Consider the following 26,994-nt stretch of genomic DNA (forward strand, 5'->3'; position numbering starts at 1 on the left):
TTGAGACCTAGACACCTCTCTCAACGGCACGGGAGCCCTGTCCGTTGCCTACGGTCCCGCTGTCACCCGTCCGGGGGCCACTCTGAAAACCCTCAATGACAGGGCCGACGCGATACGCCGCAAGGCTCAGCAAGAGGCGAGCGCACTCAGGCAACGCGCCATCGAGAACGCCAGAGAACACCGTGAAAAGGCGGCCACCACAACGGACCGCATGCTCAAGGAAGTTGATCTGTTGCGTGCCGAGGCCGAACAGGCGGTCCAGCTCGCTCAAGCGCAGCGGCTGAACATGGAGAGGCGGGCGAAGATCGAGATCGAGCGGCTCGTTCGGACGGTTCAGAAACGACTTGAGGGCGTGGGAGCCGGTCAGGAAACGGAACTGCTCGAACTGCTGCTGCTCGACTTCAACATCAACGAAAGCCACGCCGGGGTAACAGGGCGCCACGCACGTAAGCCTCTCGAATCCGGTCCGTCTCCTTCTCCCTCCCCCTCCGCAGATACCGGCACGGTCATCCCCGGGCAGGCGCGAGGGATTGTGGAGGAGGACGACGAACAGCCTTGGCGGCCATGGGGATTCCCGCAGTCAGCTCCGCCGAGCACCGCGTCCAGCGAAGTTGATCTGCCCCATCCGCCCAATCCACCTGATCCGTCCAATCCGTCCGATCCGCCTGATCACCACGGTCGCGGCGAACGCCCCCACCGGCGGCGCGAGCAGATACGCCGGCAGGAGTGAGAGGTCACCGACGAACACCGCCGGCCCGAACTCCCGCCCCGGGTTGGCGACTCCACCGGACAGCGTGCCGAAGGCGATGATCTGCGCGGCGATCATCGTGCCGACCGCCCAGGGCGTGAACGGGCCAAGTCGGCGGCTGGAGATGCCGATTCCAGCGACGACGACGATGACGAACATCGTCGTCGCCTCGATCTCGGCGACGGCGGTCCAGGACCAGCCCGCGGCCGGGCGGATGACGGCGTAATCCACCGCCGGGGAGGCCAAGGCCCGGCCCCAGACCAGTCGTCCGGCCGCGATGCCGACGAGTGACCCGAGGAGTTGGCCGGCGACGAAGGGGGCGACGGCGCGGCCGGGCGTGCGGCCGTAACGCCACATCGCGACGGTGATCGCCGGGTTGACGTGGCCGCCGGTCACCCTGCCCCAGGGCGAGAGCATGACGGCGGTGACGGTGCAGCCGGACAGGGGCGCCACGGCGATCAGCCTGCCCTCGGGGGTGTTCCACCAGCCGCCGGCCGCCGGGTCGAGGGTGCCCATCAGCCAGCGGACCGTGGTGGCCACGGCGAACATCATCAGTGCGGTGAGGGCGAGTTCGAGGAGGGCGGAGTGGAGGGTGCGTCGCCATCCAGGGTGGGCGGGCCGTCCTGCGAGGCCCGCGGAGGCGGGAGCAGACTCTGTCTCCGCCGGCCTCACCGTCGTACCGCGCACGGGGTTCTTCCTCACAACAGCTTCTTCACAGCGGCTTCGTCCACGAGGCATCGGAACGCGTCAGCGTGAACGCCGCGATCGTGGTCGCCACCAGGAGCACCGCGGCGAACAACAACGGCAGGGCCGTACCGCCGTGTTCGACGGCGACGGCACCCGCGAGGCCTCCGGCGAACATCGCTCCCGCCGAGAGCATCCGGCGGCCGACCTTGCTGCCCTTGCCGCCCGCGAGGCGGCTGTCCGCGGCGACTCCGGTGATGGTGAGGGTCAGGACGGTGGTGGTCAGGTCGGGGACGGCGAGGGTGCGGGCGGTGGCGTTCTGGATGCCCAGGGCCAGGCCGAGGAGGGCGATCAGGGTGTATTGGACGGCGCCCGTGTGGGGGGTGGCGGTGGTCTGCGCGATGACGTACGCCGCCAGGACCAGGGTGGTCTCCAGCAGCAGTGCCAGGTGCAGTACCCGGCCCCGGTGGGCCCCGACCCGGTGGGCGAGGCGGCCACCGGCCAGGGCGCCCGCGGCGAACGCGGCGAGTGCCGCGAGCGAGGCGGCCAGGGAGAAACCGGCCGCGCCGGCGATCGCGAAGCCGGAGAAGACGACGTTGCCCGTCATGTTGGCGACGAAGACGTGGCCGAGGACGAGATAGCTGAAGGCGTCCACGAGGCCGGTGACCACCGTCAGCGCGAGCATCAGGGGCGGGAGTGGGCCGTGCCGGTCGTCCATGTCGGGGACGACCGTGGTCCACGCGTCGCGCAGTACGGCGGACATGGCGATACTCCGATTCGCGAGGCGAGGAACTGCGGGCCGGGGCAGGTTTCCCGGGCTCCGTCCCAGCCTCGCGCCGAGGCAGCATTCCGTCCAACATATGGATACGGACGCAGCAATCTCTCATGCCGATCGATCGCAGCCGCCAGGACCCGCGCCACCTATGCAGCCGCCAAGGCCCGTGCCGCCTACCCCCTGATGGCGTGCCGCTCCACCACTTCCAGGAACGCGGCGCCGGCCGGTGCCAGCCGCTTGCTGTCGTGGACCACGCAGATGGTGTGCACCGCCGCCTCGTCCGCGATACGGAGCGCGCGGGCGCCGTAGGGCAGTCCGTCCTGGGGGTTCGTGCCCGGCAGGGCGTCGCCGCCGAAGACCGACGACCGCGGTACGACCGTCACGCCGATCCCCCGCGCCGCCAGCCGGACCATGTCCTGGATCTGGCCCACCTGGAAGTGCTGGCCCGGTTCCACTCCCGCGCGGGCGAACGCGGCCTCGACCTGGCGGCGCAGTCCGCTGCCCCGGGTGAACTGGATGAGCTGGTGGCTGTCCGGCAGGTCCGCGAGATCGACGACGTCACCGCCGTCCGCCAGTGCGTGGTCGGCGGGCACGACGAGGACGAGCGGGTCGCCGTCCAGGACGAAGTGGTCGAGCCCTTCCGGGACTTGGCGCGGGCCGAGGCCGACGACGGCGATGTCGAGGTCGCCGCCCAGGACCGCGGCGGCCATCTCCGCGCTGGGCGCGTTGGTCACGTGGAAGTCGATGCCCGGGTAACGGGCGTGGTAGTCGGCCATCACCTCGACCAGGTCGACCGAGGAGGCACGCGTCTGCAGGAGCCCCAGGCGCAGGCGCCCGCGCCGCAGACCGGACAGGGCGTCGAGGGCGGCCTGGGCGTTGTCGACGTCGGCGAGGATGCGGCGGGCCAGCGGTTCGAGGAGCTCTCCGGCGGCCGTCAGCCGTACGGAACGGCTGGTGCGGCTGAACAGCTGGGCGCCCACGTCCTTCTCCAGGCGGGCGATCTGCTCGCTGAGCGCGGACTGGGCGACGTAGCAACTGGCCGCGGCCTGCGTGAAGTTGCGGGTCTCGGCGACGGCGAGGAAGTACTTCAGGTGCCTCAGGTCCATCCCGCGCTCATCCCTCTTCGGTCTCCGCCTGTCGCCCGACACTCATCGCCCTGAGCGATCGATACGAGCAGAACCATGTGTTGGACCGATTCATTGTCGCAGACCTAGCGTCGAGGTGTCGCCGGACGACCGCAGCCCTCCGCCCCGCCTCCCCCGCTCCGAGGAGCCTCCATGTCCACGTCCAGCAGCACCATGCCCGTGGGCGGCATACGCCCCCACGACGGCGTCCGGCACCCCGCCCATCCGCGCGATGCGTGACACCGGCCTCCTCGTGGCCGCCGGCACCGACGCCACCCGCGTCTCCAGCTACAACCCCTGGCTGTCCCTGTCCTGGCTGGTCACCGGCCGCACCATCGGCGACACCCTCCTCTACCCGGCCACCAACCGCGTCGACCGCGTCACGGCCCTGGAGATGTACACCACCGCGGGCGCCGCCCTCACCGGCGAGTCCGAGCTCAAGGGCACGATCACCGAGGGCAAGTACGGCGACCTGGCCGTCCTCTCCGCCGACTACTTCTCCGTGCCCGACGAGGACATCGACCGCATCGAGTCCCTCGTGACGGTGGCCGGCGGCAAGGTCGTCCACGCGGCCGGAGACTACGAGAACATCGCCGCCCCCCCCTCCCGGAGATCAGCCCCGCCTGGAGCCCGGTCGCCCGCTTCGGGGGCTTCCAGGCCAAGACGGGAGCAGGCCAGGCCCGCGCCCTCACCGAGGCGGCCGCCGACTCCGAGGAACAGCGCGCGTGGCGCGACCGGCGCGGGGACCTCGACCGCATACCGCGGCAGCTCGGCGGGGCGCTCGATCCGTTGGACGGTTGCTTCTGAAGCAAGGGCCTGACGGAACTCCCCCTCCCTTCCCTCCAGTTCTACCGGTGGCCGCCCAGGCGGGCGCGCAGCAGGTTGGGGTCGGTGGCCGTGGTGTAGGCGGCGCTGAGCACGTACACGTCCTTGCCGCGCAGTGCGACGGAGGTCGGGTTCTGCAGTCCGTCGGTGGCGTCCAGAACGGTGGTGCTGGTGCCGTCGGGGCGGATGCGTACGACCGTGTTGGGGCCGTTGAGCGCGGCGAGCACGTCGCCGCTGTCGCCGCGGTCGACGAAGGCGAAGTCGTCGATGCCGACCAGGCCCGATGCCTTCACCTGCGGTGCTCCCGCGCGGTTGCCTGCGCGGATCGGGATGCGCAGGAGGGTGCCGCGGTCGAGGTTGGTCACCCACAGCGCCCCGCCGTGCGCCTTCACGCCGTTGGCTCCGAGGAAGCCCGTCGAGGCGAGTTCGGGGGCGGTGGACCATGCGGTGGGTGTGCCACCGGTGACGGGGACGGTCCATACGGTGCCGAGCACCGAGTCGGTGACGTAGAACCGTCCGCTGCGCCCGTCCAGCGCCAGCCCGTTGGGCAGGCCCCCCGCGGGGAGGGCCGCGATGCGCCGCGGCGCCTGTCCGGGGCGCAGCCGCCACAGTCCCGTCAGGTCGGCCGTGCCGGTCGCGTAGAGCACGTACACGGTGCCGTCCGAGGTGTGAACGATGCCGGTGGCCAGGGGGAAGCCGAGGACCGGCGTGTTGACTCCGCCGTCGGCGGGTGCGGGCAGCGTCGCCAGGATTCGGGTCGTGCCTCGGGGGCTGATCTGAGCCACCTGCCGACTGGCGGCGAAGGTGACGTCCGCCGTGCCGTCGGGGAGCAGAGCGATGTTCTCGGGCATCTGGCCGGCGGAGAGGTCGAAATGGGTGGCGATCCGTATGTCTGTCAGTGGCCGGTCGGCGGTCAGGGCGTTGGCCGGGGCGGTCGCTGTGAGGGCGGACGCGGCTATGGCCGCGGCCACGGATGCGGCGGAGATGACGGTCTTGATGCTGTTGCTTCGCTTGGACATGGTTCCTTCACTGTTTTGAGGCATGCGGCGGCTGGGGGCGGCGCCCTGGCTGGGAGGGGGCCGCCTCTCCTGGAGGGAACAACTCGGTTCAGGTGGTGGGGTTTTCGGCGACGTCGTGGCGTGACGCGGTCGCCTCCCGCGGCGCGGTGGCGTGGGCGAGCAGGGTCAGGGCCGCCGCAGAGGCGGATCCGGGATCGGCGGTGGCCACCACCAGGGCCGGGCCGTCCCTCTGCGGGGTCTGCAGGCTCTGCGGGCTCTGCAAGGTCTGCTGGGTGACGGTCACAGTCCCGACGAGGGGGTGGCGCATCTCGTAGTCGGCGACATCACAGGCCAGAACCCGGTGATCGGCCCACATCGCGGCGAACTCCCGGCTGCGCATGGTCAGTTCACCGATCAGTGAGGCGAGCAGCGGATCGTCCGGATGCCGGCCGGCTGTCAGACGCAGGTTGCCCACCACGGCCCGGGCCTTGGCGGGCCAGTCGGCGTACAGGTCGCGGGTGTGCGCGTCGAGGAACACCAGCTTGGCCATGTTCGGCCGTCGGAACGGGTCGTTGGGGCTGTCCGGATCGAGGTGGCCGGCGAACAGCCCATGCCCGGGCCGGTTCCAGGCCAGGACGTCGGTGCGGCGGCCGACGACGATCGCGGGGGTGCCCTCGATGGCCGCCAGCAACGCGCTGATCGCCGGGGTGATCCGCTCCGTGGGCGGCCGGCCCGCGGGCCTTCCCCGCCCCGACGCACGGGCCAGGGCGTGCAGATGGGCCCGCTCGGACTCGTCCAGCCGCAGGGCGTTGGCGAGGGCGTCGAGCACCTCGCGCGAGGCGTTGCGCGACTGCCCCTGCTCCAGGCGGGTGTAGTACGGCGCGCTGATCCCCGCGAGCATCGCCAACTCCTCGCGCCGCAGCCCCGGCACCCGGCGCCGCTCACCGTACGTCCGCAGCCCGACGTCCTCGGGCCGCAACCGGCCCCGACGTGCCTGGAGGAAGTCGGCGAGTTGCCCCTGCTTGTTCATGAAGTCGAGTATGGGCGGCGGGGGCGATCCGCGCGTGACCCTGTCGGGGTGGGGATCGGCGGGGTCAGGCTCTCACCGGGGCTCGGGTGCTGTTCTGCGGAAATTTTCTCGCTGTCCCGTCACTCCTGGGCGAGGCCGTACCGGTCAGCTGTCAGCCGCCGCTCGTCCACTCGTCCGGGCTCGGCGCCAGTACCTCGGAGACCACCCCACCCCCCGTTGTCATGACGTCGGCCACGAAGCGGAGGCGTCCGACGTGGAGTTGGCGTAGGGCTGGGCCGTGGTCGGCGGCTACCACCAGGGTGACCGCCAGGAGGAGGAGTCGCCAGAGGGACAGGACCGGGCGGCGGGTGAGGCGGGGGAGTTCCGCCAGGGACGCGTGGATGCGGTCGCAGTGGAAGGGGACGTGGCGTTGTTCGTCGGCGAGGATGCGGGACGCCACCGACGAGGTGAGCGGGTCGTCGGTGCCGTCGCGCAGGGCGCGGTAATAGCGCAGCGCCACCACCTCCGCGATCATCAGGACCAGGAGTTCCAGGCGCAGGCCCATGAGGCGGCGTAGGCGGACGAAGACCGTGTCGGTCCAGTGGCCGGTCAGGGTCGGTTTGCCGCCGGCGTGGAGGAGGCGGGCCAGGAGGCGGGCGTGGTTCTGTTCCTCGGCGACGAAGAGGCGGACCGCCCGGGTGTAGTCGGCGTCGCCCGCCTGGTCCGCCTTGGCGACGAGGTTGGCGCCGTCGCCGTCCTCGCCGACCTGGAAGCGTTGGACGCTGGACCATATCGCCGGGTGCAGGGTCGCGCCCTGTTCCCAGTCCGGGTCGCCCTGGGCCTGTCTGCGCTCCCGTTCGTCCTCGAACCGCTGCGTCCACTTGGCGAATCCGTCGGTACGCACGTGGGGTCCCCTCTCCGGGACACGGCCACCGTGTCCTGGAGAGCAACGACGCCCGGCGGGCACCGAACCGTTCCCGCCGCCGGCCTGTTCCACGTCAGCGACCCCGTCGGCGTCAGCGTTTGCGGGCGAAGGTGATGCCGTCGGCCATGGGGAGCATGGAGAGATCGACGCGCTCGTCGTCGCGGAGGGTGGCGTTGACGGAGCGGACGCCCAGCGTGTCCGGGTCCTGCTGGGTCGGATCGGCGACCCGGCCGGACCAGAGGGTGTTGTCCAGGACGATCAGGCCGCCGGGCCGGGTGAGGGCGAGGGACTGCTCGTAGTACTGGGGGTAGTTGGCCTTGTTGGCGTCGATGAAGACCAGGTCGAAGCAGGCGGGGCCGCGTTCGAGGAGCACGGCGTCCAGGGTCTCCACGGCGTCGCCGATGCGCAGCTCGATACGGTCCTCCAGGCCCGCCTGCTGCCATGCGCGGCGCGCCATCGCGGTCCACTCCTCGCTGACGTCGCAGGTGAGCAGCGTTCCGTCGGCGGGGAGGGCGCGGGCCATGCACAGCGAGCTGTAGCCGGTGAAGGTGCCGATCTCCAGGACGTCACGGGCGCCGGTGAGTTGGATCAGCAGCGCCAGGAACTGGGCCTCCTCCGGCAGGATCTGCATGATCCGGTCGGGCAACGCGGCGGTGTCCTCCCGCAGTTGGCGCAGGGCGGGCTCCTCACGGAGGGAGAAGTCGCGGACGTAGTCGAGGAGGTCTGGGGTCATGTCGATCTGGTCACGCATGTCGGCTCCCGGTCAGTGCGTCCGCCCCGGTGTCGCGGCGGCGGTCCTGGTAGACGTGGTTGTCGTGGGCGTTCTCGTCGGTGTCGTGGGTGCCCTGGGTCGTGTTCGCCGCCCAGTCGCAGGCCGGCGCCGGACCGTAGCGGCGAGCCCCCGTATCCCGCTGGTACGGCAAGTCCCGTACCGCCTGCACGAGTTCCATCTGCATCCCCCACGGCGTGCGGAAGTACAGCCAGTGGTTTCCGGCGATGGGCCCGTGCGGGATCGTGCGGGGGCTGCCGAGGAGTTCGACGCCGGGGTGTTCGCCCAGGTAGCGCGCCGCCTGTTCGATGTCGGTCACGTGGATGGCGAGATGGTGACCGCCCCAGTCGCTGTTGGCCGGCAGTTCGCGCCGCTGGTCGGGGGCGTCGTAGGCGAAGAGTTCGAGGTTGGTCACGGGGCCGAGGCGGAGCATCGCGATGTGGGCGCTGGCCCGTGGGTGCACGCCCAGGTGGCGGCGCATGGTGTCGCCGTCGGGGTCGTGGATCGGGCCCTCGCGGTAGATGAGTTCGGCGCCGATGACCTCGGTGAAGAAGGCCACCGCCTGGTCGAGGTCGGGGACCGTGTACGCGATGTGGTCGACGTTCGTGGCACCCGGGATGCCCCGCGGCCTCGCCGTCATGAGGCGACGGGAAGCCGGGGAGGCATGTTCGCGGTCAGGTGGCGAGGCGCTACGGCGACCAGGACCAGCCGCATACCGCCGGTTCCGGCCCGCAGCCGTACCCCGCTGTTGAGCGGACAGGCGGCGAGGCTGCCGGCCGACAGGGCGCCGACTCTCCCGCCGGGCTCCAGCAGTTGACCGTCTCCGTCCACGACGTACCAGATCTCCTCCGTGCCCCGGCGTCCACGCGGGCCGATCTCGGCTCCGGGGGCCAGGTGGAGGTGGTCGACCGCCTCGGTCTCGGAGAAGAAGAAGCCGCGCCGGGCCAGTGAACGGGCCTCCAGCTGCGGGCGGTTGTCCCGCACCGTGCTGGTCGTCTGCTCGACGGTGGTGACGATCACTGGGAGCCCGCTTCCCGGTCGGCCGCGGGCACCGCCAGGCTGGCGTGGAAGTAGCGCAGCGGCTCGGGGCCGGCGGTGAGGGTGAGTTCGCCGCCCTGCGGGATGGTCACGGCGGTGCCGGCGGCCAGCGGTACGACCGTGCTGCCCGACTGCGCGGTTCCGGTGCCCTGCAGGACGAAGACCGTGTGCTCCAGCTCGGCCGCCGACAGGGTCTCCGACCGGGTGCCGTCCAGGGCGACGACCCGGGCCTGACGCAGCGGTCCCGTCAGCAACGTCGACAGGTCCACCTCTCCCACCGCAGCGAGGTCGATGATCGTCGCCGTGCTCGCGTCCGTGTCCGTCTCCGCGTCAACGGCCGCACTGGTAGTCGTGGTTGTGGTCACGAGGTCTCTCCTGAAGTAGTGGTCGCGCCGACCAGCGCGTGGGCGGTGTCCGGGCCGAAGACCTCGATGACCAGCCAATTGAGGTCCTGGTCGCCGAGGTTGCGGAACTGGTGCCGGGTGCCGAGGCCGTTGACGACCAGGTGGCCGGGGCGGATCCGGTGCGGGATGTCGTTCAGGAGGATCTCGCCCTCGCCCGAGATGACGAAGTAGAGCTCCTCGGTACGGGTGTGGTGGTGCTCCCCGCACACCGCGCCCGGCGGCAGGGAGGCCCACTCGACGGCCTCCCAGGTGCCGGCCAGCCCCATCCGGCGGGCCAGGCACTTCCAGCGGGCCGTGTCCGCGCCGCCGTGCATCGCGTGCACGACGGAGGCGCTGCTGGTGTCGGCCACCATGAGTTCGCCGCGGAGTTCAAGCGTGGGCTGGTCTGGCAGCAATGGCATGACTGGCATCAGCGGTTCCTTGAGTCGTGGAAATGGGCGGCGGCCCCCCGCACTTCGTCCACCGTCACGTCGTCGACGAAGTGCGCGGAGCCGATGTCGGTGGCCAGCGGCATGCGTTGGCGGCCGTCCCGGTGGCGGACGGTGTCCGCGAGGGCGTCCGTCAGCAGGTCGGCGCGGCAGACGGCGTGGCTGGTCGGGAGGCCGAGGCTGGTCATGACGGCCAGGACACGGTCGAGTTGGGCGGTGCCGAGCAGCCCGCGCCGCCAGGAGATGACGGTGGTGAGGGCCATGTCGACGGCGACGGCCTCGCCGTGCAGGAGGGCCGGCAGGGCGTGCATCTCCACGGCGGGGCTGAAGGTGTGGCCGTAGTCGACGGCGCGCTCCAACTCGTGTTCCCACAGGTTGGGTTCCAGCTCGGCGAGCATCCCGCCGATCGCGCGGCGCAGCACCTCGTCGGCGGCTCGCTCGCCGTCCGCGGTGTGTCCTTGGAATCGTTCGGCGCGCAGGAGCGGTCCGAACTCCTCCAGGAGGTCGAAGAGGTGGGCGTCCAGGACCAGGGCGATCTTGAGGATCTCGGCGAGTCCGTTGGAGATCTGGCGGTCGGGGAGGGTGTCCAGGAAGGCGGGGTCGAGCAGGGTGGCACGCGGCGGGTGGTAGCAGCCGATGCGGTTCTTGCCGCCGGCGTGGTTGACGCCGGCCTTGGCGCCGATGCCCGCGTCGACCAGGCCCATCAGCGTGGTGGGCACCTTCACATGGGGCAGCCCGCGCCGGAACATCCCGCAGGCGAAGCCGACGATGTCGGTCAGGACCCCGCCGCCGACCGCGATCACTGGCTCCTGCCGGCGCAGGATCCCGAAGGCGTCGAAGGCGGCCACCGCCCGCAGTACCGCCTCCATGCCCTTGTTCTGCTCGCCGGAGTCCAGCACCAGCCAGTGGACGTCGATGCCGTGCGCCTCGAAGTAGGCGCGCAGGCGGTCGCCGTAGAGGTCGTCGATGGTCTGCTCGGTGACGACGCAGCGCCGGGTCGGGGTCGGCGTACCGGCGGGGATCCCGGCGCGGGCCAGGGAGTCGTGGGCGGGGTCCAGGAGGTCGCCGGTCAGGACCACCTCGTACGCGACCGTCTGTCGGGCGCGGACGTCCCAGACGGCGTCCCGGCGCAGCGGGGACAACCGGGACGTGGATGGGTGCGGCATGAGGGCGGCGGTGTCCTTCGCTGAGGGACGGGCGGTTCGGCCGCACGCCGGCTGACGTGCCGGACGCCGACTGAAGTATCGTTACGCTTCGCACTCACATGCAATCAGAGCGTAACGGATCTTGGCCAATCGCCTTTCATCCGTTTGCGTGGGAACTCACCACAGGGATAAGCGTGTTGACCGAGGTCCACAGCAGTGCGGACGCCCGCGAGGGGCCCGACGTCCACCAGCGCGCGGACGCCCGCGAGTACGACGTCGTGATCGTCGGCGGGGGCAGCGCAGGCGCCGTGCTCGCGGCCCGGCTGAGCGAGGCCCCCGACCGTCACGTGCTGCTCATCGAGGCCGGGCCCGCCTACGCGCCCGCCGACTTTCCCCGGCAGGTCCTCAACGGAGCGGTCTACGAAGGTGATCCGGCCCTGTTGTGGGAGGCCCCGCCCCTCGACTCCCAGCGCACCGGCCACGCCTCGACGTTGGTGCGCGCGAAGGTGCTGGGCGGCGGGTCGGCCGTCAACGCCGGGGTGGCGATGCGTACGCCCGCCGCCGATCTGCTCCGCTGGCAGCGCGGGGGGTTGCGGGGCTGGGGTCCCGGGGATGTGCTGCCGTACTTCCGGCGGCTGGAGGGTGCCGACTTCGGCGATCCGGCCCTGCGCGGGCGGCACGGACCGGTGAAGGTGCGCCGGGTGCCCGAGGGGGCGACTTCGCCGGCGCACCGGGCCTTCGCCGAGGCGTGCGGGCTGCTGGGCTTCGACTCGCTCGACGACCTCGACGCCGCCCACGCGGGCGGGGTCGGCAGGTACCCCCTCAACATCGCCGCCGGAGTCCGCCAGAGCACCGGCCTGGTCTACCTGGACGCGGCCACCCGCAGTCGACCGAACCTGCACATCCTGGACCGGACGACGGTCGACAGGGTCGCCTTCGCGACGAACGGGAAGAGCGGGCGGAACGGGAGGACTGGGCAGACCGGGCGGACCGGGCAGGCGATCGGCGTCCGCACCCTCGACGGCACCCTCGTGCGGGCCCGCGAGACCGTGCTGTCGGCGGGGGCCGCCGCGAGCCCGGCCATCCTCCTGCGCTCCGGCATCGGGCCCGCCGACGAGCTCAGGGCGCTGGGCCTCGCGGTCGTCGCCGATCTGCCGGTGGGGCGCCGTCTGCGCGAACACCCCTGCGCCTACCTCCTGTTCAGCGCCCCGCCCGACCTGCTCGGCGCGGCCCTCCCCGCCGTATCGACCCTGCTGTGGACCCGCAGTTCCCTCGCCCGGAACGGCGAACTGGACCTGCATGTCGCCCCCAGCCACCTGGTGCGCCCCGAGGCGTATCCGCAGGGCAGCGGGCTCGCCTTCCTGCTCTCGGTGACCCGCCCCGAACCCGAGGCGTACGGCCGGTTGCGGCTGGCCGGGCTCGATCCGACCACCGCGCCCCGGCTGGACCTCGCGCTGCTGGCGCACCCGCTCGACGTGCGGAAGATGACGGAGGCCGTCGCCCTCGGCCGGCAGCTCGCCGCCACCGCGCCGCTGCGCGCCCTGGGCCTGCGCGAGATCGTGCCGGGACCGGGGCCCGCCTCCGAGCCGGAGCTGGCCGCCTACCTCAAGGCCCACGTCAAGCCGTACCCGCACCTCTGCGGCACGGCGCCGATGGGTACCGCGGGCGACCCGGCGGCCGTCGTCGACGCGTCGGGCCGGGTGCACGGAGTGGCCGGGCTGCGGGTGGTCGACGCGTCGATCCTCCCGGACGCCCCGTCGGTGGCCACCAACGTGACCGTCATGATGGCGGCGGAACTGATCGCGGACCGTTTCGCCGACGGCTGGGAGTCCCTGGCCGGTGGCTAAGGGACCTTGGCCGGTGGCTAAGGGACCCTGGCCGGATCGACCGGCGCCGCCGGCTCCCCCTCGGCCTCCACGATCGCCCGGTTGCGGCGGACCGAGGACCAGAAGGACCAGCCGATGAGGACCACACCGACGAGACCGGTGATGACCTCGTTGATCTGGTACTGGATGGTCACCATGAGGATCACGGCCAGCGCGCCGATCGCGTAGTGCGCGCCGTGCTCCAGGTAGACGTAGTCGTCCAGCGTGCCCTGCCGGACCAGGTACACGGTCAGCGACCGCACGTACATCGCGCCGATACCGAGACCCAGCGCCATCAGCACGATGTCGTTGGTGATGGCGAACGCGCCGATCACGCCGTCGAAGGAGAAGGACGCGTCCAGGACTTCGAGGTAGAGGAACATGAAGAACGCGGCCTGCCCGGCCAGCACGACCGGTGCGCGCTTCTTGCCGCTGCGCTCGGCCGCCTCCTGCTCCTCCTGCTCGCGTTCCTCCTCCGCCTCCAGGCGGTCCTCGAAGAAGCCGGAGAGACCGCCGACGACCATGTACGTGATCAGACCGGCGATGCCGGAGATCAGCACCGTCTGTGCCTTGTCGGCGTGCGCGCCGCCGTGCTGGTGGGCGTGGGCCGCGAAGGTGAACGCGGTGATCAGCAGGACGATCAGGGCGATGCAGACCGACAGCATGTCGACCTTGCCCAGCTTGGCCAGCGGGCGCTCCAGCCAGCCCAGCCACTTGATGTCCCGCTCCTCGAAGATGAAGTCGAGGAAGATCATCAGCAGGAACATGCCACCGAACGCGGCGATCGCCGGGTGCGCGTCGGTGACGAGCTGCTGGTACTGGTCCTTGTCGGTCAGCGCCAGGTTGACCGCGTCGTACGGGTTCTTCTTGGCGGTGATCGCGACGATGGCGACCGGGAAGAGCAGCCGCATGCCGAAGACGGCGATGAGGACGCCGACCGTGAGGAAGATCGTCTGCCAGAAGGGCGACATCTTCTTCAGGATCCCGGCGTTGACCACCGCGTTGTCGAACGACAGCGAGATCTCCAGGACGGTCAGGATCGCGATGACGCCGAACGCCGTCCACCCGCCGTACAGCACCCCTACGGCCAGTCCGAGCGCGGTGGCCACGAACGACCAGCGGAAGGTCTTCAGAAGCACCGGTTGCCCCTTCCCGTTTTCCCGTTGTCGTGCGGTTACCCGCAGGCCGGGCCTCGAACAGCCCTGACCGTCACCGGCGTTGTCTATCATGGGCGCCTGTCGCTCAGGTGTCGCGGCGAGTCCCGGCACGGACGCGCGTCGTCCGCCGGGACAAGGGGTGTGGGTGGTCGCGATACGGCTGCGCCGGAGCGTACGGCGCTGGGAGTACTGGCTCATCGGATGCGCCGTCGGCGTCGCCGCCCTGCTGGCCCTGCACTCCCTCGTACCCAACCACCTCGGGCGGCTCGGCAGCGCCCTGGAGACGTTCCTCCCGTGGCTTGGCGTGGCCGTACCGCTGCTCGCCTGCCTCGCGCTGATCAGGCGGTCGGTGTGGGGGCTGCTCGCCTGTCTGCTGCCGACGGTCGCCTGGCTGTGGCTGTTCGCCGGACTGTGGGTCCCGTCGGGCTCGTACGACCTGAGCGTCGTCCAGCACAACGTGGCCGACGACAACTCCGACCCCGCCGGCACCGCACGGGCGCTGCTCGCCACGCGCGCCGAGCTGGTGGCCGTGGAGGAGCTGACGCCCGCGGCGCGGCCCTCGTACGAGGGTGTCCTGAGCGCCTCCCACCCCTACCGGGCGGTCCACGGCACGGTCGGGCTCTGGTCCGCGTACCCCCTCTCGGACGTGCGGGCCGTCGACATCCGGCCCGCGAGCTTCCCGGACGGCTGGCAGCGCGGTCTGCGGGCCACGGTCGCCGCGCCCGACGGCGAGATCGCGGTGTACGTCGTCCATCTGCCGTCGATCCGGCTCGGCGCGGGCGGGTTCGCGTCGGCGGCGCGGGACGAGAGCGCGGGGTTGCTCGGGGCCCGGATCGCGGACGAACCGGCGGACCGGCTCCTGGTCGTCGGCGACTTCAACGGCACCGTGCAGGACCGCGGGCTGGACCCGGTCACCTCCCAACTCACCGCCCCCGGCTCGGGATTCGCGTTCAGCTGGCCGGCCGCCCTGCCGGTGGCGCGGATCGACCAGGTGCTCGGCAGGGGGGTCGAGGTGACGGAGGTGTCGGCGCTGGACGCGACCGGGAGTGATCATCTTCCGGTGGTGGGTCGCGTACGTCTCGGCTAGGGCCGGTCCGGCGGCAACGCTCGTCGTCGGCTCACCACGGCACCGGTGTCCCGTCCCAGGAGAAGAACCCCCCGGTGGGGCCGTCGTCCGGCAGCAGGGCCAGTCGTACGGCTCCCCGCGCGGCCTCGGCCGGGTCGCCGGCGGCGGCTGCGGCGCGGGCGTTGAGGTCGGTGGCGCGCAGGCCGGGGGCGAGGGCGTTGACCTTGACGCCGGTGTCGGCGAGCGTCAGGGCGTACAGGACGGTGAGGGCGTTCAGGGCGGCCTTGGAGGAGCGGTAGGCGGCGGCGCCACCGCTGCCGTGCGGGAACTGCGGGTTGGGGCCGGTGCTCCAGGCGAGCGAGCCGGTGCCGCTGGAGACGTTGACGACACGGGGGTGCGGGGAGCGGCGCAGGGCGGGCAGGAAGGCGTTGGTGACCGCGAGGACGCCGAACACGTTCGTCTCGTACGTGCGCCGGAACTCCTCGACGCCGGCCTCCGTCGGCACGGTGGACGTCGGGGAGATGCCGGCGTTGTTGACCAGGACGTCGAGGCGGTCCACCTGGGCCGCGGCCCCGGCGATGCTGTCGGCGTCGGTCACGTCGAGGACCAGGAGGCGGGCGTCGCCGTCGATCTCCTCGACGGCCCGGCGCCCGAGGTCGGCGTCGCGGGAACCGACGTGGACCGTGAAGCCCTCGGCGGCCAGCAGGCGGGCGATGTGCTTGCCGATGCCTTTGTTGGCACCGGTCACGAGTGCTGTGCGATCGTTCATGACACCACGGTCCGCCGACCGCGGCCGCCCTGCCAGGGACGAGGTGTACCAGGCAGCCGAAGGGGTCGGGAGAATCGGCGGGGCCGGGAGCAGCAGAGGAGGCGGCGGAATGGCGCGTCAGGAACTGGCCCGCTTCCTGCGGGAACGCCGTGCGGGACTCCGCCCGGACGTTGTCGGTCTGCCGACGAGCGCCCCTCGCCGGACCCCGGGTCTGCGGCGCGAGGAGGTGGCGGAGCTGGCCCATATGTCGGTCGACTACGTCGTACGACTCGAACAGGGCCGCGGTCCTCGCCCTTCGCCCCGGATCCTGGACGGGCTGGCCAGGGCCCTGCGGCTCACGCCGGCCGAGCGCAGTCACCTGTTCCGGCTGGCGGGATCGACCGCGCCTCCGCCCGGCGCCGACGCCGTGCGGCGGGTGAGCCCGCGCGTGGCCCGCATGCTGGAACGGCTGCCGGAGACCGGCGCGATCGTCACCGACGCGGCCTACGGGGTCGTCGCCTGGAACCCCCTCGCGCGGGCGCTGCTCGGCGACGACCTGGGGCGCGGCACGACGAACCTGGCCCGGCGCCGCTTCCTGGGCGCGGGGCGCATGTACGAGACGTCCAGCGCGGAGGAGTTCGGGCACATCGTGGTGGCACGGCTGCGCCGGGCGGCGGACCGCTACCCGCACGACCGCCGCCTCGCCGCCCTGCTGGCCGAACTCCGCACCGGCAGCGAGGAGTTCGGGCAGGTGTGGGAGACCCGCCCGGTCCACGCCCCCGGCCACCGCACCAAGACCCTCGTCCATCCGGTCGTGGGCCAACTGCGCCTGAACTGCGATGTCCTGCTCGTCCCGGAGGACGACCAGGAGGTCGTGCTGATGACGGCGGACCCGGGGTCACCGTCGGCGCGGACCCTGCGGGAGCTGGCGGCGGGGTCGAGCTGAGCCCGGAAGGCACCGACGCCGAGCCTCTACGGCCCCTCGCCGCCCCGCCTGACGACCGGGGGGCGTCCTAGTGACTTCGGCCCCTGGCTCACTCACCACGCGGACCCTACGGGGGGTTCGCGGCGAGGGCGTTCTGACCGCGGGAGAGCGCCGGCGCCGAGCTCTCTGCGGTCTACAGCCCGACGTCCCTGCTGCGGATGTCGTCCAGGGACTCCCGTCGTACCAGGAGGCGGGCGTGGCCGTCGCGGACCGCGGCCACCGGGGGGCGGCCCACGAGGTTGTAGGTGGAGGCCATGGAGAGGTGGTAGGCGCCGGCGACGGGGACGGCGAGGAGGTCTCCGGGGCGTACGTCCGCGGGGAGTTCGACGTCGGTGGCGAGGGTGTCGCCGGCCTCGCAGTGGCGGCCCACGACGGTGACCGGGGTCCGCTCGGTGGTGGTGCGGCGGCCGATCGGGCGAGGGGCGTAGCGGACGCCGTACAGGGCCGGGCGCGGGTTGTCGCTCATGCCGCCGTCCACCGCCACGAAAGTGCGCGCGCCGGTGCGCTTGACGGCGAGCACGTGGTAGAGCGCGATGCCCGCGGGTCCTGCGATGGCCCGGCCCGGTTCGATGGTCAGGCGGGGTACGGGCAGACCGGCCGCGGCGCAGGCCTCGTGCAGTTCGGCGCGGACCCGGCGGGAGAGTTCGGTGAGGTCGAGGGCCGGCTCGCCGGGGCGGTAGGCGATGCCGTGGCCGCCGCCGAGGTCGAGTTCGGGCAGGACCAGACCGTGCTGCCCGTGCAGGCGGGCCATGAGGCCGACGACACGGCGCACGGCGGCCAGGTACGGCTTGACCGTGGTGATCTGCGAGCCCAAGTGGCAGTGCAGGCCGGTCAGTTCGAGCTGCGGCTGGTCGAGGATGCGGGCGATGGCGTGCTGCGCGTGACCGTCGGCGATGGACAGACCGAACTTCTGGTCGTCCGTGCCGGTGCGGATCTTCTCGTGGGCGCCCGCGCTGACCCCCGGCACCACCCTCACCATGACCTTCTGGTGGCCGCCGTGTCCGACGGCCGCGGCCAGCCGAGCGATCTCGGAGGGGCTGTCGATGACGATCCGGCCGACGCCCAGACGCAGGGCGGTCTCCAGGTCGCGCGGCGACTTGGCGTTGCCGTGCCGCACCATCCGCTCGGGCGGGAAGCCGGTGGTGACCGCCAGCTCCAGCTCGCCGGCCGAGCAGACGTCGAGGCCGAGGCCCTCCTCCTCGATCCAGTGGACCATCGCGCGGCACAGGAACGCCTTGGCCGCGTACAGGACTTCGGCGTCCGGGAAGGCGTGCAGATAGGTACGGCAGCGGTCGCGGACCTCGGCCTCGTCGAGGACGTAGACGGGCGTGCCGAAGCGGTCGGCGAGCTCCGCGAGCGGTACGCCGCCTACGGCCAGTTCGCCGGGGTGGGGCTCGGTGGTGGAGGCGGGCCAGACCGACAGGTCGGCGGCGATGCCGGCGACCGAGGGGTCGTGAACGGTGGTCATCGGGACAGCCCTCTCTCAACCGACGCGCAGCGCGAGTGCGGCGGGGACGACGGGGTTCGCCGGCCGCGCGGACCGGGTCGTGGACGCCGGGGCGGGGGCCGTGAACTGGGGATCCACCGTGACGGTGGTGACGCCGAGGGGCGTGGTGAGCGCGCGCAGCGCGGGTTCGGCGAGCCTGATCCACGCCTGGCCCGCGCCGAGGGTCGCGGTCAGTCGCCGCGCCGAGGTGAAACCGACCGCGGTGCGGTCGCCGAGCGGGGTGCGGAAGATGCGTGTCACGCACCCCGACGGTCCCGGCCGGACCGGGACGTACAGGGGTCCGGCCGGGAACCGATCGGAGGGTTCGGGGTCCTCGCCGTAGACGGTCTCCGTCATGGAATGCCTCCAGAGCATGCGGGTCACTTGACGACGGCCCCGACGCGGGGAGGCGAACGGGACCTGCGAATGACGCTACGCCCGCCCTCCCTCGCCCTGTCCCGTCCGCCGACGGCTCATTACGCGATGCTGACGGAGATCGCGCGGACGCTGACGTGCTGCTTACGCGGCCGGGCGGGAGGTGGCGCGGACGGCGTCAGGAGGGCGCCAAAGTGCGGCGTACGGGGTGGTCGTGCCGCGCGGGCGGGGGTGTGATGGAGGCAGTGCCCGCGAGGTGCGCGGGTACGAGGAGCGGTGAGGCCATGTCTGGTTCCGGTGCCTGTGAAGGCCTGCCGGGAGCGGTTCGTGTGGTGGCCGGTGTGAGCGGTTCGCCGGGCAGTCTGACGGCCCTGCGCCGGGCGGCCCGGGAGGCCGCGCGCCGGGGCGGCGAGCTGTGGCCGGTGATCGCGTGGGAGCTGCCCGGCGGCGAGTTCCACGCGGCGCGCTCGTCCGTCCCGCCGCCGCTGCGGGAGCGCTGCGAGCAGCTCGCCCGGGAGGAACTCCTCGACGTCCTCGACACGATGTTCGGCGCGGCCGGCCCGGGTGTCCCCCTGCACGCGCTGATCGCCCGCGGCCGCCCCGGCCAGGCCCTGGTCCAGATCGCCGACCGCGACACCGACGTCCTGGTCCTCGGCGCCGGCCACCGCGGCCGCCTGCACCGGCTCCTCTCCCCCTCGGTGAGCCACTACTGCCTCACCCACGCCACCTGCCCGGTCCTCGCGGTCCCCCCGTCCCCGCTGGAGGCCCACCTCGCGACCGTGTGCCGCCGCAACAGCTGGCATCTGCGCTTGGACGCGGGGCAGTTGACCGAGCGGGAAAAACCGCGGGGGCGAGTGCGGGACGCGTGAGGGCGGGGTCAGTCGGTCGTCTCGCCCTGAGCGATCTCGATGTTCTCGTGCACCTGCAGGGCGACCGTCGCCGCCGTGGCGGAGGAGAGCAGCGCGCAGGTCGTGAGGAGGGCGGCGATCCAGGTCCGGGGGCGGAGGGGTACGGGGCTGAGGAGCGCCGTGACGCGGTGCGGGACCGGGCCCGTCGCGACGCCGGGCGTGACCGACGAGTGGGGTGGGGGCGCGGTGGAGGCCAGGGCCGCGCGGGCGATGGCCCGGGCCGTGAGCCGGCGGTCGCCCACCGTGCGGGCGGCGACCTCGTCGGCGGCCCGTTCCGCGGCCAGGCGGATGGCCGCGCGGACCGGGCGCAGGGCGGGGTGGCAGTGGGCGGTCAGCTCGGCCGCGGCCAGGAAGTAGTGGTGGCGGCCCGCGTTGTGGGCCCGCTCGTGCGCGAACAGCGCCTCGCGCTCCGCCGCGTCCAGGCTGCGGAGCATGCCGGTCGTGACGACGATGCGCTGCGGACGGCCGGGCAGGGCGTACGCGTCCGGGTGCGGTGAGTCGACGACGCACAGGTCACCCGCCGCGGGCCTGCGGTCGGCCTCGGAACGGGCCGCACGGAAGCCGGTGACCTGCCGCAGCACCGAACGCCCCAGCGTGAGGGCCCCGAGGGTGAGCAGGCCGGCGGCCAGGGCCGCCAACGGAAGGATCAGGCGTGCGGACGGAGTGCGCAGGGGGTGGGTCAGCTCACCGAGCGCCGCGAACGCCGGGATCTTCAGCAGACCGGTGAGCGCGAGCGTGCCGAGCGCGGCGACCGTGCCGCCGGCCAGCAGCAGCGCGGAGGCGGTCAGGGACCACAGGGCCGCGACCGGTGGGCAACGGTCCAGGATCCGGCGGGCCAGCGGGGGCGCGGCGAAGGGCAGGAGCAGCGGGACCAGGAGCAACAGGACCTGGAGCAGGGGTACTTGGAGCAACGGGATCAGCAGCGGCGCGGGCGTCACTCGCCGTCCTCCAGCAGCCTGCGCAGCACCTGCTCGTCGTCCGGGTTGAGCTGCGCGACGAAGCGGGCCAGGACCGTCTCGCGGTCGCTGTCGCGGTCCAGTTCGCCGTGCATACGAAGGGCGGTGAGGCCCTGCGGGTCCTGGAGCGGCCGGTACGCGTACCCACGGCCCTGGCGCTCCCGCTCCAGCGTCCCCTTCTCGTGCAGCCGGGACAGGATCGTCGTCACCGTCGTACGCGCCAGCCCGGACGCGAGTTCCGTCTGGACCTGCGACGGGGTGAGCGGCGCACCGGCGGCCCACAGCGCGGCCAGCACCGCGGCCTCCAGCTCGCCCGAGGGCCGCCGCTCGTCCTTTTCGTCGGACATCTCGCCGGGCTTCTCATCGGTCATGGGGGAACGATCCTCACCCTCAGATCGTCTACACTGTCGTAGACCGTCTACAGAATTGTAGTCGACGTGGGGGCAAGAGCGAAGGAGGTCCCCGGATGACAACGATCCCGACGATCCCGCTGCTCCAGGCACCCCCGCCCCTCCCACCCCTCCCGGTGCCCTCATGAACCGCCGGGACGCCGCCGAACTCGCCGGCAGCGTGGGCGTGGGCGCGTGGACCGGGTTCGGCGTGCTGGCGATGGTCGTGGTGGGCGGCGACGGGGCTCCGCTGTGGCTTGACGACAGCTCGCTGAAATGGGCCGTCGGACACCGCCCGGACGTCCTGGTGGCGCTCGCCCGAGGGGTGACCGCGACGGGCACCGGCGTCGTCCCGTACCTGCTCGCCGTGCTGGCCGGCGTGGTCGCGGGCCGGACCGCGCGCAGCCGGCTGACGGCCGCCGCCCTCGCCCTGGCCTGTCTCACCACGGGCCAGGCCCTGCGGTACGGAGTGATGGAGCTGGTCCACCGCGCCCGTCCACCGCAGGCCGACTGGGCGACGACATACGCCACCCACTGGGCGTTCCCCTCCGGCCACACCACCACGTCCGCGCTCACCGCCGGGCTCCTGATGGTCGCCCTGTCCCTGCGCGCCCCGCGCGGCGGCCGGTCCCTCGCGGTGACGGTCGGCTGCTGGGCCGTGCTGGTCGGGGCGAGCCGCGTCTACCTCGGGGTGCACTGGTTCACGGACGTCATCGGGGGCTGGCTGTTCGCCACGGGCTGGCTGGGGATCTGCCTGTGCGTGATGGCCCATCGGCTGCCGGGCTGGTTCATATCGAGTACGACCACGGGGCCGCCCGGCGACGGGACCGCGCGCACGACCGACGGGACGGCCGCACGCACGGCGGGATGAGGTCGCGGCCTCCGTTCCCGAGCTGAGGCCGACACCCCGCCCCACGTGAGTGCGCGCGCCGTCTCGGGATGAGTACGCGTGCTCAGGACCGGCACCGGCGGCCCGGTCACCATGGCCGTATGAGCACACGGGGAGCACTTCTGACCGCCGCCGCCGTCCTGACCGCCGGTGTGCCGGTGGCCGCATGGGGGCTGATGGGCCAGCAGGACGCCGACGGGTTTTCGGCGTCCGAACTGGACTACACGTACGGGCCGTCGCCCGTCACGGACGGTATCGCCGCACTGATCGGCGCGTTCGCGCTGGTGCTGGTGGCGGCGGCCGGGGCGCTGCTCGTGCGGGCCGCCGACCGCGGGGCGCTGGACCGGCGTTGGTGGGGGGTGCTGGCGCCGTTGGTGGTCGCCGGGCTGATCGTCGGGGTGGGGCTGCGGATCCTGACCGCGGGGGTGATCGGGGCGAACATCGGCGCCGGTCTGACGATCGTGCTCGGCGGCCCGGTCGTGGCCGCGCTGGTGCTGTGGGCTCTGGGCCGGGGCTGGTGGCTGGCGACGCGTCACCCGGACGGGGACAACAGGGGCGACGGAGGTGGGCGAAGCATCCGAATCGCCTCCCACGGAGCGTGACTTCCGGGATCCTGATCCCAACGCACAGCTTCTGAAGGCACGATCCCGAGACGCACGGTCTCCATACCGACGACCTCGATACGCACGATCTCGAAACGCAGGAGCACCACCCGCCCGACCACCACGCACCGCCCCACCGTCCCGAAAGGACCCACCCATGGCCACACCTCTCTCCGCCGCGAAGACCCTGTCCGCCTTAAAGACCGAAGGGCTCACCGTCCACGAACACGCCGGCTGGAAGACGCACAACCGTGACTCGGCGACCGGCAAGTCCTTCGGGCCGGTGATCGGCGTGCTGATCCACCACACCGCCGGACACGGTGACAAGGAGCTCTGCTACAAGGGCAGATCGGATCTCCCGGGCCCGCTGTGCCACTCCTGGCTCGGCAAGACCGACGGGCTGTGGATGATCGGCCACGGCCGCGCCAACCACGCCGGTCTCGTCGACCTCGACGTACTGAACGCGCTGCGTGAGGAGAAGCCGCTCCCGCACGACGACCAGGCCAACGCCGACGGCAACGACTGCCTGTACGGCCTGGAGATCGAGAACCTGGGCGACGGCAAGGACCCCTACCCGGACGCGCAGTACCGGAACGCCGTGCTGTGGGCCGCCGCGCTGTGCCGGGCGCACGGCTGGACGGAGAAGTCCGTCGCCGGGCACAAGGAGGTCCAGCCCGGCAAGATCGACCCCAGCTTCGACATGGACGACTTCCGGGCCGACGTGAAGAAGCAACTCGCCACCACGGTCGGCAAGTCCACGCCCGGCAAGCCGCTCCCCGGCACGGCCACCAAGCCCCGCGTCGACCTCTCCCGTCTGGTCAAGGCGGCGAAGACCGACCCCGGCGCCAAGCAGGGTCACGTCAGTTACATGGCGGGCACGAACCTCGCCGAGGCGGCGCTGGTCAAGCTGGGCTACCTGTCCAAGACCTACGCCGGCGACGGCTCCTTCGGCACCACCACGGTCGCCGCCTACGCCAAGTGGCAGCACCACCTCGGCTACTCGGGCGCCGACGCGAACGGCATCCCGGGCAAGATCTCCCTCGGCAAACTCGGCGACAAGACCGGCCTGTTCAGCGTCGTCGCCTGACACCGGCGGCCACCACCGGTATCAGCCGCCTCGCTCGGCCCACGCGTCGCTCACGACCTCTCCCTACCGCCTACATCTTCCGGCTGTATCTTCCGGCTGTATCTTCCGGGCGGTCTCGGGGTCTTGTCCGAAAAGGACCTCCCCGGGACCGCCTCGACGGCTCTGTGGAGTGAGTACAACCCGGAGGAGGCATCTCCATGGCCAAGCATCTGGTCGTCTGCTGCGACGGGACCTGGAACATCGCCGACCAGCAGTGCAAGACCAACGTCACCAAGGTGGCTCTGGCCGTACGGCGACATTCGGCCGTGGGCACCGAGCAACGGGTGTACTACGGCAAGGGAGTCGGCACCCTCCGCGGGGAGCGGCTGCGGGGCGGCGCCTTCGGTGCCGGGCTGTCGCGCAACGTCCTCGACGCGTACCGCTTCCTCGCCCACACCTACGAACCCGGCGACCAGCTGTACCTGTTCGGGTTCAGCCGGGGCGCGTTCACGGCCCGCAGTCTGGCGGGGCTGATCCGGAACTGCGGCATACCGCGCCCGGAGCACGCCGACCGGATCGGAGAGGCGTGGGCGCTGTACCGCAGCCGCGCCAAGGGCCCGACCAGCGTGGCCGCGACGCTCTTCCGCCGGGCGTACGCGTACGAGACCGAGATCCGCTTCATAGGCGTGTGGGACACGGTCGGCGCCCTCGGCATCCCGGCGCTGCCCGGCCCACGCCCCTTCCGGCGGCTGGTCGACCGGTTCAACCGCCGCTGGTCCTTCCACGACACCGAGTTGAGCAGCTGGGTGAACGGCGCTTTCCACGCCCTCGCCATCGACGAGCAGCGCTCGGCGTTCGCGCCGACGCTGTGGCACCAGCAGCCCGGTGCGTTCGCGAAGGGCCAGGAGCTGAAGCAGGTGTGGTTCACCGGGGTGCACACCGACGTCGGCGGCGGCTATCCGGAGTCGGGCCTGTCCGACATCACCCTGCGGTGGATGGTCGACCATGCCCGCGCCTACGGCCTGGAGTTCGAGGCCGATGCCTTCACCCCCGGCGATCCCGACCGGGCGCAGCCGGGCGAGCCGGGGCCGGAGACGATGGATCAGGATCCGGACCCGACGGACGAGGACGACAGCATCGAATTCACCGTGCGCCCCTACCCGTTGGGCCCGGTACACGTGTCCCGAACAGGCCTGTACCGCCTGTTCCCGCCCCTCCACCGTCCCATCGGCCGGGCGACCTACAAGAAGACCAGCCTCCTCGACGGCCGCGAGTACCTGGCCGACACCGCGCTGCGGCGCCACCAGGAGGACAAGGACGCCTACGACCCCCCGGCGCTCGACGCCTACCTCAAGGACCACGGCGAACAGCACATCGAGCGGATTCCTCTTCCACCCGACTGACCGGCCGACGGCGTTCCTCGCGCCTGCCCGCCGCCGAGAGGGCCACGGTCACCGAGATCGACGCGGTGGCCATCACCGCCATCGCCGTGGCGGGCGAGGTGAGTTGGGCCACCGAACCCGCCAGGACCGCCGCCACGCCCTGCATCGTCAGCATCCCCGCGCCGCGCAACCCGAGGGCGTGGCCCGCGAGTTCGTCGGGGGTGAGGGCCATCAGGCGTTCCTGTTGGATGAGGGTCGCGCCGAAGCCGACGGAGGCGACGCAGGCGGCGATGGCCACCCAGGGCATGCCCGGTCGCAGGGCGAAGAGCAGGTACGGGGTGGCCAGGAGGATGCGGAGGGGGACGTCCATGCGGGCGCGCAGGGCGGGCGGGAGGAAGCGGCCGACGGTCAGGTCGCCGACGAACATGCCCAGCGCCGCACAGGAGAACAACGCGCCGGCGGATCCGGAGTCGTAGGAGACGAAGAGGGATTCGCAGCCGACGACCAGGCCGTTGGGGAGCCACATGCCCAGGTAGGTGAGGCGGCGGGGGCGGGAGGACCACAGGAGGGCGTTCGTCTGCCAGGTCGCTCTGACGGACGGGCGGCCCGAGGCGCGCGGCGGCCGGGCGGTCAGGCCCAGGCGGATGCCGAGGGCCGCGATGGCGTACAGCGCCGCCGCCAGCAGCAGACAGACCCGCGGGGACAGGAGTACCAGCAGGGCACCGCCCGTCGCGAAACCGACGACCTGCATCAGCCCGGAGACCATGTTGAACACCGAACGGCCCAGCAGATAGCCGGACTTGGGCAGGATCTCGTTCAGCAGACCACCGCTCACTCCCCCGCCCAGCGAGGCGATCAGGCCCTGGAGAAATACGACGCCGAAGGCCGCGCCGATCGGCAGGCCGGGCAGTGCCAGCAGTGCCGTACAGACGGCGAAGGCGAGGTTGATGCCGGTCAGCGTCACGCGTGGGGGCAGTCGGTCGGCGCCCGAGAGGAAGAAGGTCGCGCCGAGCATCTGCGCGAGCTGCGGCCCGAACATGCTCACCGCCGACAGCAGCGGGGAGTCGGTCGCCCGGTAGACCAGCGTGGCGAGCGAGAGCCCGCCGATCGTCAGGGCCGCGTTCTGGGCGGCGAAGGAGAAGAAGAACGGGGTGTACTCGGGGGTGCGGAAGAGCTCGCGGTAGCTGCGCATGGGCGGAGTCTGCGGGGGTGCGCGCGGGGGTCGTATTCTTTCGCGCGGACGCGAAACACCGGGGGGTGCACATGGGGTGGTGGCAGCTCAACGCGGACACGCTGGCCCGCAGCCGCTTCGTCATCTCCCCGTTCGCCGAGACCTTCGCGGCCCTGAAGCTGCTGCACGCGGGCACCGCCGCGCACCCCGGTGAGCAGGCCTGGCTCCGCGACCACACGCCCGGCTACCGCGCCCGCCTCGCCGCCGACCCCGTGGCCGCGCACCTCGTACGGGCGGGCCTGGGCCGGTCCTGGATCGCCGACTTCCTCTGCCCCACCCAGAAGGACGGCGAGACCTTCGAGGACCTCGTCGCCCGGGTGCGGACGGTCGACCCGGCCGCCGCCCGCGCCCACCTCACCGTCTCCCTCGCCGGCCCGCTGCCCCCCGTACTGGACCGCGACGACCTCCCCGACCGGGCCGCCGCGCTCCTGGAGTACGTGTGGACGGAGACGGTACGGCCGGACTGGCACCGGCGTCGGCGGGTTCTGGAGGCGGACGTGGTCGCCCGGACCGCGCAGGTCGGCCAGGGCGGCTGGGCGGCCGTACTGGACTCCCTGCATCCCGGGCGGATGCGCTGGCTCGGTGAGAACCGGCTCCAGGTGAACCGGCACGAGTACCCGCCCCGCGAGATCTCCGGCGCCGAGCTCGTCTTCATGCCGGTCACCCCGAAGACCGGGTGGGTGTCCTGGGAGGAGCCCGAGATCTACGCGCTCGTCTACGCCTGCACGGGCGCCCTGGCCGACCCCGGCAACCGGCCCGTGCCCACCAGCCTGGCCACGCTGCTCGGCCCCGCCCGCGCCGGCGTCCTCGTCCTCCTCGACTCCCCGATGAGCACGAGCCAGCTGGTCGCGGTGACCGGACAGGGCCTGGGCTCGGTGGGCCGGCATCTGAAGGTGCTGCTGGACGCGGGGCTGGTGGAGCGGCGGCGGGCCGGGCGGTCGGTGCTGTACTCGCGGGCGGCGGCCGGAGAGGTGCTCGTGGAGGCCCAGCACCGGGCCGACACCGAGCGGAGTTAGC

General features: G+C 72.2%; 30 protein-coding genes. 10 read left to right on the plus strand and 20 right to left on the minus strand.

Annotated elements, in window-relative coordinates:
- Positions 1–7 precede the first annotated feature (7 nt).
- From M2283_RS27535 to M2283_RS27550, 4 genes are all read right to left on the minus strand, one after another.
- Positions 8–421 (minus strand): hypothetical protein, encoded by a 414-nt coding sequence (locus tag M2283_RS27535; RefSeq protein WP_280879098.1) that lies wholly within the window; start codon positions 419–421, stop codon positions 8–10.
- A 159-nt stretch (positions 422–580) separates the two neighbouring features.
- Positions 581–1,450: an MIP/aquaporin family protein gene (locus M2283_RS27540; RefSeq protein WP_280879099.1), complete on the minus strand. Its 870-nt coding sequence runs from the start codon at positions 1,448–1,450 to the stop codon at positions 581–583.
- A 10-nt stretch (positions 1,451–1,460) separates the two neighbouring features.
- Positions 1,461–2,195: a YoaK family protein gene (locus tag M2283_RS27545; RefSeq protein ID WP_280879100.1), complete on the minus strand. Its 735-nt coding sequence runs from the start codon at positions 2,193–2,195 to the stop codon at positions 1,461–1,463.
- A gap of 185 nt (positions 2,196–2,380) precedes the next feature.
- Positions 2,381–3,313, minus strand: a complete 933-nt coding sequence (locus M2283_RS27550; RefSeq protein WP_280879101.1) for a LysR family transcriptional regulator — start codon at positions 3,311–3,313, stop codon at positions 2,381–2,383.
- A 250-nt stretch (positions 3,314–3,563) separates the two neighbouring features.
- On the opposite strand from M2283_RS27550, the gene M2283_RS27555 reads away from it, so the two are divergent.
- On the plus strand, positions 3,564–4,151 hold the full coding sequence (locus tag M2283_RS27555) for an amidohydrolase family protein (RefSeq protein WP_432423132.1): 588 nt from the start codon (positions 3,564–3,566) through the stop codon (positions 4,149–4,151).
- A gap of 28 nt (positions 4,152–4,179) precedes the next feature.
- Here M2283_RS27555 and M2283_RS27560 read toward each other — a convergent pair whose 3' ends face one another.
- The 9 genes from M2283_RS27560 to M2283_RS27600 all read right to left on the minus strand — a co-directional run bounded on the left by M2283_RS27560 (position 4,180) and on the right by M2283_RS27600 (position 10,893).
- Positions 4,180–5,175 (minus strand): SMP-30/gluconolactonase/LRE family protein, encoded by a 996-nt coding sequence (locus M2283_RS27560; protein WP_280879102.1) that lies wholly within the window; start codon positions 5,173–5,175, stop codon positions 4,180–4,182.
- 88 nt (positions 5,176–5,263) lie between these two features.
- Positions 5,264–6,184, minus strand: coding sequence for a helix-turn-helix domain-containing protein (locus M2283_RS27565; RefSeq protein WP_280879103.1), 921 nt, complete (start codon positions 6,182–6,184; stop codon positions 5,264–5,266).
- Between the two features lie 151 nt (positions 6,185–6,335).
- Positions 6,336–7,067: a ferritin-like domain-containing protein gene (locus M2283_RS27570; protein WP_280879104.1), complete on the minus strand. Its 732-nt coding sequence runs from the start codon at positions 7,065–7,067 to the stop codon at positions 6,336–6,338.
- Positions 7,068–7,179: 112 nt separating this feature from the next.
- Positions 7,180–7,839 (minus strand): O-methyltransferase, encoded by a 660-nt coding sequence (locus M2283_RS27575; RefSeq protein ID WP_280879105.1) that lies wholly within the window; start codon positions 7,837–7,839, stop codon positions 7,180–7,182.
- The gene (locus M2283_RS27580; protein WP_280879106.1) at positions 7,832–8,497 is read right to left on the minus strand and encodes a VOC family protein; all 666 of its coding nucleotides are present in this window, start codon (positions 8,495–8,497) and stop codon (positions 7,832–7,834) included. Before M2283_RS27580 ends, M2283_RS27575 begins: the two co-directional genes overlap by 8 nt.
- The gene (locus M2283_RS27585) at positions 8,494–8,877 is read right to left on the minus strand and encodes a cupin domain-containing protein (protein WP_280879107.1); all 384 of its coding nucleotides are present in this window, start codon (positions 8,875–8,877) and stop codon (positions 8,494–8,496) included. Before M2283_RS27585 ends, M2283_RS27580 begins: the two co-directional genes overlap by 4 nt.
- Positions 8,874–9,260: a hypothetical protein gene (locus M2283_RS27590; protein ID WP_280879108.1), complete on the minus strand. Its 387-nt coding sequence runs from the start codon at positions 9,258–9,260 to the stop codon at positions 8,874–8,876. Before M2283_RS27590 ends, M2283_RS27585 begins: the two co-directional genes overlap by 4 nt.
- Positions 9,257–9,709: a cupin domain-containing protein gene (locus tag M2283_RS27595; protein WP_280879109.1), complete on the minus strand. Its 453-nt coding sequence runs from the start codon at positions 9,707–9,709 to the stop codon at positions 9,257–9,259. Before M2283_RS27595 ends, M2283_RS27590 begins: the two co-directional genes overlap by 4 nt.
- A complete protein-coding gene (locus M2283_RS27600) occupies positions 9,709–10,893 on the minus strand; it encodes a sedoheptulose 7-phosphate cyclase (protein ID WP_280879110.1) in 1,185 nt (394 codons plus the stop codon). The genes M2283_RS27595 and M2283_RS27600 overlap by 1 nt, the downstream gene beginning before the upstream one ends.
- Positions 10,894–11,069: 176 nt before the next feature.
- Between M2283_RS27600 and M2283_RS27605 the strand changes: the two genes are divergently transcribed.
- A complete protein-coding gene (locus M2283_RS27605) occupies positions 11,070–12,719 on the plus strand; it encodes a GMC family oxidoreductase (RefSeq protein ID WP_280879111.1) in 1,650 nt (549 codons plus the stop codon).
- 17 nt (positions 12,720–12,736) lie between these two features.
- On the opposite strand, the gene M2283_RS27610 is transcribed toward M2283_RS27605, so the two are convergent.
- Positions 12,737–13,876 carry a DUF475 domain-containing protein gene (locus M2283_RS27610; RefSeq protein ID WP_280879112.1) on the minus strand — a complete coding sequence of 380 codons (1,140 nt, stop codon included), beginning with the start codon at positions 13,874–13,876 and terminating at the stop codon, positions 12,737–12,739.
- A gap of 163 nt (positions 13,877–14,039) precedes the next feature.
- Between M2283_RS27610 and M2283_RS27615 the strand changes: the two genes are divergently transcribed.
- On the plus strand, positions 14,040–14,981 hold the full coding sequence (locus tag M2283_RS27615; protein WP_280879113.1) for an endonuclease/exonuclease/phosphatase family protein: 942 nt from the start codon (positions 14,040–14,042) through the stop codon (positions 14,979–14,981).
- Between the two features lie 31 nt (positions 14,982–15,012).
- Here the strand turns inward: M2283_RS27615 and M2283_RS27620 are convergent, their stop codons facing one another.
- Entirely contained in the window at positions 15,013–15,729 is a 717-nt protein-coding gene (locus M2283_RS27620) for an SDR family oxidoreductase (RefSeq protein WP_280879114.1), read from the minus strand.
- A 109-nt stretch (positions 15,730–15,838) separates the two neighbouring features.
- On the opposite strand from M2283_RS27620, the gene M2283_RS27625 reads away from it, so the two are divergent.
- Complete coding sequence (locus M2283_RS27625) at positions 15,839–16,654, plus strand: helix-turn-helix transcriptional regulator (RefSeq protein ID WP_280879115.1); 816 nt, start codon at positions 15,839–15,841, stop codon at positions 16,652–16,654.
- 172 nt (positions 16,655–16,826) lie between these two features.
- Here the strand turns inward: M2283_RS27625 and lysA are convergent, their stop codons facing one another.
- Complete coding sequence (gene lysA, locus M2283_RS27630) at positions 16,827–18,161, minus strand: diaminopimelate decarboxylase (protein ID WP_280879116.1); 1,335 nt, start codon at positions 18,159–18,161, stop codon at positions 16,827–16,829.
- Positions 18,162–18,176: 15 nt separating this feature from the next.
- Positions 18,177–18,536 carry an SAV_915 family protein gene (locus M2283_RS27635; RefSeq protein WP_280879117.1) on the minus strand — a complete coding sequence of 120 codons (360 nt, stop codon included), beginning with the start codon at positions 18,534–18,536 and terminating at the stop codon, positions 18,177–18,179.
- A 302-nt stretch (positions 18,537–18,838) separates the two neighbouring features.
- Here M2283_RS27635 and M2283_RS27640 point away from each other — a divergent pair, with 302 nt between their 5' ends.
- Positions 18,839–19,423 (plus strand): universal stress protein, encoded by a 585-nt coding sequence (locus M2283_RS27640; RefSeq protein ID WP_280879118.1) that lies wholly within the window; start codon positions 18,839–18,841, stop codon positions 19,421–19,423.
- Between the two features lie 8 nt (positions 19,424–19,431).
- Here M2283_RS27640 and M2283_RS27645 read toward each other — a convergent pair whose 3' ends face one another.
- The gene (locus M2283_RS27645) at positions 19,432–20,400 is read right to left on the minus strand and encodes a M56 family metallopeptidase (RefSeq protein ID WP_280879119.1); all 969 of its coding nucleotides are present in this window, start codon (positions 20,398–20,400) and stop codon (positions 19,432–19,434) included.
- Complete coding sequence (locus tag M2283_RS27650) at positions 20,397–20,765, minus strand: BlaI/MecI/CopY family transcriptional regulator (protein ID WP_280879448.1); 369 nt, start codon at positions 20,763–20,765, stop codon at positions 20,397–20,399. Before M2283_RS27650 ends, M2283_RS27645 begins: the two co-directional genes overlap by 4 nt.
- A gap of 187 nt (positions 20,766–20,952) precedes the next feature.
- Here M2283_RS27650 and M2283_RS27655 point away from each other — a divergent pair, with 187 nt between their 5' ends.
- The 4 genes from M2283_RS27655 (at position 20,953) to M2283_RS27670 (ending at position 24,767) form a co-directional block, all read left to right on the plus strand.
- The gene (locus tag M2283_RS27655) at positions 20,953–21,678 is read left to right on the plus strand and encodes a phosphatase PAP2 family protein (RefSeq protein WP_280879120.1); all 726 of its coding nucleotides are present in this window, start codon (positions 20,953–20,955) and stop codon (positions 21,676–21,678) included.
- Positions 21,679–21,797: 119 nt separating this feature from the next.
- The gene (locus tag M2283_RS27660; RefSeq protein ID WP_280879121.1) at positions 21,798–22,298 is read left to right on the plus strand and encodes a hypothetical protein; all 501 of its coding nucleotides are present in this window, start codon (positions 21,798–21,800) and stop codon (positions 22,296–22,298) included.
- A 157-nt stretch (positions 22,299–22,455) separates the two neighbouring features.
- Positions 22,456–23,385, plus strand: coding sequence for an N-acetylmuramoyl-L-alanine amidase (locus M2283_RS27665; RefSeq protein WP_280879122.1), 930 nt, complete (start codon positions 22,456–22,458; stop codon positions 23,383–23,385).
- Between the two features lie 197 nt (positions 23,386–23,582).
- The gene (locus M2283_RS27670; protein ID WP_280879123.1) at positions 23,583–24,767 is read left to right on the plus strand and encodes a DUF2235 domain-containing protein; all 1,185 of its coding nucleotides are present in this window, start codon (positions 23,583–23,585) and stop codon (positions 24,765–24,767) included.
- Here M2283_RS27670 and M2283_RS27675 read toward each other — a convergent pair.
- Positions 24,715–25,938 (minus strand): MFS transporter, encoded by a 1,224-nt coding sequence (locus tag M2283_RS27675; protein WP_280879124.1) that lies wholly within the window; start codon positions 25,936–25,938, stop codon positions 24,715–24,717. The genes M2283_RS27670 and M2283_RS27675 overlap by 53 nt on opposite strands.
- Before the next feature lie 71 nt (positions 25,939–26,009).
- On the opposite strand from M2283_RS27675, the gene M2283_RS27680 reads away from it, so the two are divergent.
- Entirely contained in the window at positions 26,010–26,993 is a 984-nt protein-coding gene (locus tag M2283_RS27680) for an ArsR/SmtB family transcription factor (protein WP_280879125.1), read from the plus strand.
- The last annotated feature ends 1 nt before the right edge of the window (position 26,994 follow it).

The organism is Streptomyces pseudovenezuelae, assembly GCF_029892565.1.
Lineage (GTDB): Bacteria > Actinomycetota > Actinomycetes > Streptomycetales > Streptomycetaceae > Streptomyces > Streptomyces pseudovenezuelae_A.

What these genes read in the sequence shown, in the direction of transcription:
- M2283_RS27545 (WP_280879100.1), bottom strand. Translation starts at nt 2,195, where the DNA reads ATGTCCGCCGTACTGCGCGACGCGTGGACCACGGTCGTCCCCGACATG.
- M2283_RS27550 (WP_280879101.1), bottom strand. Translation starts at nt 3,313, where the DNA reads ATGGACCTGAGGCACCTGAAGTACTTCCTCGCCGTCGCCGAGACCCGC.
- M2283_RS27555 (WP_432423132.1), top strand. Translation starts at nt 3,564, where the DNA reads ATGCGTGACACCGGCCTCCTCGTGGCCGCCGGCACCGACGCCACCCGC.
- M2283_RS27560 (WP_280879102.1), bottom strand. Translation starts at nt 5,175, where the DNA reads ATGTCCAAGCGAAGCAACAGCATCAAGACCGTCATCTCCGCCGCATCC.
- M2283_RS27565 (WP_280879103.1), bottom strand. Translation starts at nt 6,184, where the DNA reads ATGAACAAGCAGGGGCAACTCGCCGACTTCCTCCAGGCACGTCGGGGC.
- M2283_RS27575 (WP_280879105.1), bottom strand. Translation starts at nt 7,839, where the DNA reads ATGCGTGACCAGATCGACATGACCCCAGACCTCCTCGACTACGTCCGC.
- M2283_RS27580 (WP_280879106.1), bottom strand. Translation starts at nt 8,497, where the DNA reads ATGACGGCGAGGCCGCGGGGCATCCCGGGTGCCACGAACGTCGACCAC.
- M2283_RS27595 (WP_280879109.1), bottom strand. Translation starts at nt 9,709, where the DNA reads ATGCCAGTCATGCCATTGCTGCCAGACCAGCCCACGCTTGAACTCCGC.
- M2283_RS27600 (WP_280879110.1), bottom strand. Translation starts at nt 10,893, where the DNA reads ATGCCGCACCCATCCACGTCCCGGTTGTCCCCGCTGCGCCGGGACGCC.
- M2283_RS27620 (WP_280879114.1), bottom strand. Translation starts at nt 15,729, where the DNA reads ATGAACGATCGCACAGCACTCGTGACCGGTGCCAACAAAGGCATCGGC.
- M2283_RS27625 (WP_280879115.1), top strand. Translation starts at nt 15,839, where the DNA reads ATGGCGCGTCAGGAACTGGCCCGCTTCCTGCGGGAACGCCGTGCGGGA.
- lysA (WP_280879116.1), bottom strand. Translation starts at nt 18,161, where the DNA reads ATGACCACCGTTCACGACCCCTCGGTCGCCGGCATCGCCGCCGACCTG.
- M2283_RS27635 (WP_280879117.1), bottom strand. Translation starts at nt 18,536, where the DNA reads ATGACGGAGACCGTCTACGGCGAGGACCCCGAACCCTCCGATCGGTTC.
- M2283_RS27640 (WP_280879118.1), top strand. Translation starts at nt 18,839, where the DNA reads ATGTCTGGTTCCGGTGCCTGTGAAGGCCTGCCGGGAGCGGTTCGTGTG.
- M2283_RS27650 (WP_280879448.1), bottom strand. Translation starts at nt 20,765, where the DNA reads ATGTCCGACGAAAAGGACGAGCGGCGGCCCTCGGGCGAGCTGGAGGCC.
- M2283_RS27655 (WP_280879120.1), top strand. Translation starts at nt 20,953, where the DNA reads ATGAACCGCCGGGACGCCGCCGAACTCGCCGGCAGCGTGGGCGTGGGC.
- M2283_RS27660 (WP_280879121.1), top strand. Translation starts at nt 21,798, where the DNA reads ATGAGCACACGGGGAGCACTTCTGACCGCCGCCGCCGTCCTGACCGCC.
- M2283_RS27665 (WP_280879122.1), top strand. Translation starts at nt 22,456, where the DNA reads ATGGCCACACCTCTCTCCGCCGCGAAGACCCTGTCCGCCTTAAAGACC.
- M2283_RS27670 (WP_280879123.1), top strand. Translation starts at nt 23,583, where the DNA reads ATGGCCAAGCATCTGGTCGTCTGCTGCGACGGGACCTGGAACATCGCC.
- M2283_RS27675 (WP_280879124.1), bottom strand. Translation starts at nt 25,938, where the DNA reads ATGCGCAGCTACCGCGAGCTCTTCCGCACCCCCGAGTACACCCCGTTC.
- M2283_RS27680 (WP_280879125.1), top strand. Translation starts at nt 26,010, where the DNA reads ATGGGGTGGTGGCAGCTCAACGCGGACACGCTGGCCCGCAGCCGCTTC.